Raw genomic sequence first — 6557 nt, forward strand, 5'->3', positions numbered from 1 at the left:
TGCATCGCCCGCCGTGCTTTACCCGCCTGCAACAATCCATTAACCGACATTGCTGTGACGCAGCGCAATGTTCGCGTGGCAGGCCGTTTCGGGAAACCGAACCGCGTCCGCCATGATCTTGCGAGAGGGAATTCATGGCGCAGGCTAATTCGCACTCCTTGTTCGAAAGCGAAGAAACCGCCGAGGCGCAGCCGCCTGCGGCGAGCGTCGAGGCGGCCGCGACAGGCGACAGCGATATCGTCGTGCTGGGCGATGCGCTGGCGCGGCTGGACAAGGCCTTGTCACGGCTGGAACGTGCCGCAGTCCTTTCCAGCCCTGCCGAGAGCGAGCTGGCGGAACTTCGCTTGAAGCACGCCTCCATGCGCTCGCAGGTCGGGGGCGCGCTAAAGCAACTCGATACATTGCTTGAAAACCTGCAGGCAAAGCACTGATGGCAGACAGCAATCTCACCCTCTCCATCGCGGGCCGCCGCTTTGCCGTTTCCTGCCGCAAGGGCGAGGAAGCGCATATCCAGGCGCTGGGCCGGATGATCGACGGCAAGGCGCGCGCCGCAGGCGCGGTCGAGATGTCGGAACCGCGAATGCTGCTTTTCGCGGCCCTGATGCTGGCCGATGAACTGGACACATTGCGCCGCGAACCGCGCGAAACCGCGCCCGGCCTTGACCCGAAGGCCCGCGCCGCGCTTGCCGGACGCATTGACGGATTGACGCAGCGCATCGAAAATATCGCGCGACACCTTGAGGGTAGCGACCACCACGCCTAAATCTGCGGCGACGGGTTCTGCCCGGCACGAGCCGACAGAACATCCCTGAGGCTATAAACAATCCAAGGGGGCTGACCCTGTCCCGGCTCGTGGGCCGGGGCAATCGGCCCCCACCTGATGCTTGAGGCGTCGGTGGATTTCATACGGCAAACGACCCATGGTGGGCCCGTCACCTTTATAATGGATCCAAAAGGGGGCAATTGGTGGATACCAAGCGCGATCTGCGCAAGCGGCTGCGCCAGGCCCGGCGTGAGCATATGGCGGCGCTGCCCGAATCAGTGCGCGCACTGCTGTTCCGTCGCCCACCCGCCCCGATCGAGACGCTGGTCCCGCCCGGTGCGGTGATCGGCCTCTACCACCCTACCCCCGGCGAAGCGCCCACGGGCGGTTATGCGCGCTTTTTCGCAGAGGCCGGCCATCCGCTGGCTCTCCCCCGTTTCGAGGCGGAGCATACGCCGATGCAGTTCGCGCGCTGGTCCGATCCATGGGGCGATGCCGATCTGGAGGTCGGCCCCTATGGCGCATTGCAGCCGGCAGGCGACGCTGAACCGCTCAACCCCGAATTCCTGTTCGTGCCGCTGCTGGGTTTTACCGCCACTGGCGCGCGGCTGGGACAGGGCGGCGGGCATTACGACCGCTGGCTTACCGCAAATCCCGATGCGATGGCCGTGGGTCTTGCCTGGGACGTGCAGGAACTGGCCGCGCTGCCGGTTGAGGCGCATGACCGCCCGCTGACCGCCGTGGTGACCCCGCAGCGCATCTTTGGCCCCTTTGGCGTCGCAGGTGTCAGATGAGCGGTCCCGAACGCCCCGATGGCAAGCGTAAGGACTGGCAGCCGACGTGGCGCAAGCCGATCGGCATTCTGCTGCTGCTATTGGCGATCCTGATCTATGCCGGAATCTGCGTCACCTTGGTGGAGCCGATTTCGAACTGGCACATATTGCTGCAGGTGCCGGTTTGGCTGGTGTTGGGCGTCGCGTGGCTGCTGCCGTTGAAGCGCTTCCTGATCTGGATGGAAACAGGGCGCTGGAAATAGTATATTTATCAAATGCTTAGATATTTTCACCTGTCTTTGTGAAATAAGCGTGAAATATTGCAAGCGCGGACGATTGCGGTCGATGACGAACGCTCAACAATTGTGGAGAAAACGTTTCGACTGCCGAAAGCTTGGAGAGCGCCTAGTCGGATAATGTCTAAACGATGGATAGGTGAGCATCGGCACCCACCTAAATCGGCAGAGGCGGTGCCTCGGCTAGCGGACGCAAGGACCTTTGAGCCGCAGTGATCCGTTCAACGTGACAGCTACGACCTTGCCGTGGCCGCGGCAGCTTTCGGGCGTGTGGATCTTATGCGCTAGCGACCGGGATGGGGTGGGAAGCAGTCACAATGCGTCGGGGCTCTAATCCGTTACCTTGACTTGAACTGACGCGCCGTCCGGCAAGTCAGCAAGCTGGCGATGAACATCTGCAATTCCGACGATTTGTTCCCTTATAGGCAACACAAACATGTTGTCTGTGTCATACTTACCTTCGGCAAAAACCGGCAAAATTGTGAAGCCGTAGCACTCCCCTTCGTTCGGCCTCTTGCCCGCTCCGTGAAGTCGCTCGACTAGCGGTGCAAGAAACCACTCATCCACAAGATCGGGTGACGACCGGACGATTTCCTCAAAATGTCTGCGGCTTTGGGCGACCTGCTCAACCAAGCCTGTCCCGGTATCAAGCCAAAGGACCCCGCTTTTCGGCGTTTCCAGAAACACGCCTGCTACCATCGAGCAGATTATTGGCTGCCATGGCTCCTGCACAAGCCAAGACCAAGCCTTGGCGGCCTCGCCCGCAATGCCTGGCTCCAACTGGAACGCAATGTCTCGCCAAGTTATGCTCATCGGTGCGAAAGTAAGCCTATCGACCTAATGTCCGCAATCGGTCGTTTGCAGACATTCCGCTTTTGGACAAAAAAAGCAAATAGCTGCCGGTCCGCTTTCGGGCAGGGCTATTGCGCAGGCTAATGACCGGAACGGGGTGGGAAGCTGCCGTTAGCTTTGCACTCTAAACGGATGTTTTGGATTTTGCCGAATGAAGTCGCTGACCTCCCGCAATCGCTCGGGATAGGGAACAACATCTCGCCAACCGGTATTGGGGAAAAACCGAAAGCCAGCCGTCCAAAGCCGCTCAACTTTCTTCCATTGCTCCTTGTCCGTTTTCTTCGGTGCCTTGAAGGCTCTGCCCATGAAATGCGCTGACTTTCCGCATTCAGGGCAAATTGCGGCGCTGTCTTCGGACAGCTTCCACGACTTTCGGCAGTCGAAACAGGCATGGGCGGTCAGGTAATCCGGCCCGCGGTGCGTAGGCGTATTGCTCGGTCTCGGAATAGATCGGTTGCCAATCGCCTTCCGAATTTCCATGCGCTCAGACTTGGAGGGAGGTTGGCTCATAAATTGATTTATGCCCCAACATCTGATCGTCCGCAATCGGTCGTTTGCTGACATTCCGCTTTTGGGACACTCGCCGACCGGTCGGCATGACCGAAATGGGCAAATATGGCGGAAGTAGATCCCGACGATAATGATTCGGTCACCGGGCTAGGAAAATGGATTAAACCCTAGCCCGGCCACCTGTCCTGCCCGCAACCGAGACTGCCCTTCGGTTTGCGCGAGCAGAATTTTAAGTCCTAGCGTTTGTCGCTATGCCCGCACGCATCGCGCGCGTAGCGACTTGGCACCTGCCAACTTTTAACCCGTCTCTTGCGAGTATTCTGGCGCGCTCCGCCTCAATCGCTGCCAAGAGGTCGGGTTCAAGATAGACGGTCATTTGGTGGCGTTCGCGCCGCACGCGCTCCCGCCTCACCATCGGCCGTTCCTGAAATCATCATCCCAATTAACACCGCCGACTCTGGCAGAGTAAGTCTGACGCTCCATCACCGAATTGAACTTAGCTTGAGCGGCCGAAACAATCCGAAAATCAACGCGCTTGAGCACCTTATCAAGCTGACGCTCCGAGAGTTCAGGGAAGATATTTTCAAATATCTTTCTCACGCCCTCATCTGAATAAACCGTCGGATTGTATCCCGGCAGATTGAAAAGCACGCGAGGTTCATCATGCTGCGCACTAAACTGCACAACGATGTTAGCCGCATCAATTGCGTCCCTTACTGTCGCAGGCAGGCTTACCGGAGTTTTAGGATCGACCGGGGGCGGCGAATCCGCTTCCGGCCCGTCAGTGTCAAACGCGAGCAATGGATCGCGCTTGAAGAAAGAGATAAACTTGCGCCGCATATCAGCCTCCCACTGTCCAGAACGCGGCAGGCATCGGTAGCAACGCCTGCATATTCGCCCAGCACGTCACATTGAGGTCACTACGCACGTTCGCCCGCTCCGCCGTGAGCGTAATGCGTTCGCTGATCGCGACAGCCGAACGGTTAAAAGAGCCAATCACGGTATCGGTAGCGTCTGCTGTAAATTCAGCAGACACGCCAGACACGCGCAAAGCGCCATCCTGACTTACGGCTGCCCCACTGCCAGCCGCGCCCACCAGTGCGCGCAGTTCGGAGAATTTGAAGCCTTGCGCGGCGGCTGCCCCAAGACTGAATGCGTCCGGCGCGGTAGCAAGGATTGCGTCCAGCAACACTTTGTCGGCGGCGCGGGCAAGGCCAAGGCAGACGCTGGCTAGAGCGGCGTCCGATAGATAGCCCGCCTCATAGGCGCGCCGGTCGGCCCGCGTCAGCTTCACGCGAAACGCGAGATTCGCAGTCTCGTCAACCTCAATGGGCGCGGTAAAGAACGGGAGGGCGCTTTCTTGAGCGTCGGCACCGTCGGTCACAGCGGAGAAGGTCGCGGCTTCGATCAGATCAAAACGCATCGACGCTCGCTCAAACGCCATTACACCATTGACCGTTTGGACGGGCGCGGCGTCGGGCACGGTAATGATGACCGCGCCCGCATCCGCAACGCGGCTGGCATTCAAGAGTGCCGCCGACAGCTTCGACCGCTTGCCTGCCTCTTGCGCCATAGGGAAATGGACCCTGACGCCATCCCGCGCGGGAAATGCGGGAACGTCCATCTCGCGCAAGCTGACATGATCAACCGACGCGGCAGGCTTTTTAAGGGAAGCGCGAACTGTGTTGTCGGCGTCCGTTACGTGGGTGAAGCCGACTTGCTGGGACGCACCGTCAAGCAAGATTTGAAACCGCGAGCGCTCATTCTGTGCGGGTTTATGGCGGGATAGAGTAGGCATTGGGTTGATGTTCCATTCTGTCGTTAAGTGCATGAAAGAGCGCACTTCCTGAAATGACAGATGAAACACCGATAAATTAAGATCAATTACAAATCGCAATGCTTAAAGATTTATACCCATCGTCCATTTTTTATTTGTTGCCACCAACAACGATTATTATTGGTGGCATCTATTCGGCGCGTTAAAACGCATCGGCACCACGCGCCGTCTCAAAATAATCCAAACCGCCCCCCCCCCCGGCACGGGTTGAAGCGTCCCGGATTTTCCGGAGGCAGTTTCAATTGAGTCATGCGACCATATCGAGGTTCCCTCTAGCTGCATAGTAATTGGCTTCGGCCTCAGCGGGTGGGATGTGCCCGATGGGGCCGAACAGACGCTGGTTGTTGAACCAATCGACCCAGCGTAGCGTTGCCATTTCCACGGCCGACACGCTTGGCCATGATCGCTGCCGCCAGATCACTTCCGCCTTGTAGAGGCCGTTGATCGTCTCGGCCAAAGCGTTGTCGTAACTGTCGCCAACGCTGCCAACGGACGGGACGAGGTTGGCCTCTGCCAAGCGCTGGGTGTAGTTCATGGCCAGATATTGGACGCCCCTGTCGCTGTGATGGATCAGGCCGTCATCAGGGCCAGGCCTGCGCGCATGGATCGCCTGTTCCAGAGCATCGAGCACGAAGCCGGCGGTCGCCGACGTGCTGACCTTCCAGCCCACGATCCGGCGGGCATAGGCATCGATCACAAATGCCACGTAGACGAACCCGGCCCAGGTGTGGACATAGGTAAAGTCGACCACCCACAAAGCGTTCGGCCGGCTGACGCGGAACTCGCGGTTGACCTTGTCGAGCGGGCACGGCGCCTTGGGGTTGCTGACGGTCGTGACCGTCGTCTTGCCTCGTCGCACGCCTGCCAGCGACATGGTGCGCATCAACCGTTCCACGGTGCACTTGGCCACAGCGATGCCCTCGCGGCGTAACTGGTGCCAGACCTTGCGGGAACCGTAGAGGCCAAAGTTGTTGTCATGGACACGCCTGATCTCTTCCTTGATCTCATCATCGCGCCGGGCACGGGCCGGACGCCTGGTAGGATCTGCAAGCCGGGCAGCATGCTCGTGGTAGGAGGACGGGGCGATCGCCAGTTCACGGCAGATCGGCTCGATACCCAGTTCCTCACGGTGCGTGTCGATAAACGACATCACCATTTGCCGTGGCGGTCGAGCTCCGCCTGAGCAAAATATGCGGATGCCTTGCGGAGTATCTCGTTGGCCCGGCGCAACTCCTTCACTTCGCGTTCCAGCGCCTTGACCCGGTCCCGGTCGCTGGCGGCCTGCGCCGCTGGTCCCGCTCGTCGGCTCGCCTCCTCACGGCACCAGCGGCGCAGCGTCTCGGTCGTGCAGCCAACCTTCCCGGCAATCGAAGACAACGCTGCCCATTCCGACGGGTAATCCCCCCGGTGCTCATCCACCATTCGCACCGCGCGGTCACGAAACTCTGGCGAAAACTTGTTCCTTGTAGCGCTCATTCTGGCTCCTTCTCACAAATAGGAGCCTCCGGAAAACCCGGGACGCTTCA

The 6557-nt window shown here is 59.4% G+C and carries 9 protein-coding genes and 1 other annotated feature; of the genes, 4 read left to right on the forward strand and 5 right to left on the reverse strand.

From position 1 onward, the window contains the following. Positions 1-134 precede the first annotated feature (134 nt). The 4 genes from A9D13_RS03970 (at position 135) to A9D13_RS03985 (ending at position 1799) form a co-directional block, all read left to right on the forward strand. Entirely contained in the window at positions 135-431 is a 297-nt protein-coding gene (locus A9D13_RS03970; RefSeq protein ID WP_066770392.1) for a hypothetical protein, read from the forward strand. Then, a complete protein-coding gene (locus A9D13_RS03975) occupies positions 431-763 on the forward strand; it encodes a cell division protein ZapA (protein WP_066770395.1) in 333 nt (110 codons plus the stop codon). The genes A9D13_RS03970 and A9D13_RS03975 overlap by 1 nt, the downstream gene beginning before the upstream one ends. A 203-nt stretch (positions 764-966) precedes the next feature. Continuing rightward, complete coding sequence (locus tag A9D13_RS03980; protein WP_066770399.1) at positions 967-1557, forward strand: 5-formyltetrahydrofolate cyclo-ligase; 591 nt, start codon at positions 967-969, stop codon at positions 1555-1557. Beyond that, positions 1554-1799, forward strand: a complete 246-nt coding sequence (locus A9D13_RS03985; protein WP_066770401.1) for a DUF2842 domain-containing protein — start codon at positions 1554-1556, stop codon at positions 1797-1799. Before A9D13_RS03980 ends, A9D13_RS03985 begins: the two co-directional genes overlap by 4 nt. Before the next feature lie 363 nt (positions 1800-2162). Here the strand turns inward: A9D13_RS03985 and A9D13_RS03990 are convergent, their stop codons facing one another. The 5 genes from A9D13_RS03990 to A9D13_RS04010 form a co-directional block, all read right to left on the reverse strand. Next, positions 2163-2519 (reverse strand): T6SS immunity protein Tdi1 domain-containing protein, encoded by a 357-nt coding sequence (locus tag A9D13_RS03990; RefSeq protein ID WP_156521909.1) that lies wholly within the window; start codon positions 2517-2519, stop codon positions 2163-2165. Positions 2520-2795: 276 nt separating this feature from the next. Then, positions 2796-3194, reverse strand: coding sequence for a hypothetical protein (locus tag A9D13_RS20415; protein WP_156521910.1), 399 nt, complete (start codon positions 3192-3194; stop codon positions 2796-2798). Positions 3195-3602: 408 nt separating this feature from the next. After that, positions 3603-4034, reverse strand: coding sequence for a hypothetical protein (locus A9D13_RS04000; RefSeq protein ID WP_066770410.1), 432 nt, complete (start codon positions 4032-4034; stop codon positions 3603-3605). Position 4035: 1 nt separating this feature from the next. Then, positions 4036-5091: a hypothetical protein gene (locus A9D13_RS04005; protein ID WP_156521911.1), complete on the reverse strand. Its 1056-nt coding sequence runs from the start codon at positions 5089-5091 to the stop codon at positions 4036-4038. 187 nt (positions 5092-5278) lie between these two features. Then, a protein-coding gene (locus A9D13_RS04010; RefSeq protein WP_373288794.1) for an IS3 family transposase occupies positions 5279-6507 on the reverse strand; the annotation gives its coding sequence in 2 pieces (ribosomal slippage) (positions 5279-6216 and positions 6216-6507; 1230 coding nt in all). Further along, positions 6112-6226 (reverse strand) — a sequence feature (AL1L pseudoknot). (Overlaps the previous gene by 115 nt.) Positions 6508-6557: the final 50 nt, after the last annotated feature.

Origin of the sequence: Croceicoccus mobilis, from assembly GCF_001661965.1 — a bacterium.
GTDB lineage: Bacteria > Pseudomonadota > Alphaproteobacteria > Sphingomonadales > Sphingomonadaceae > Croceicoccus > Croceicoccus mobilis.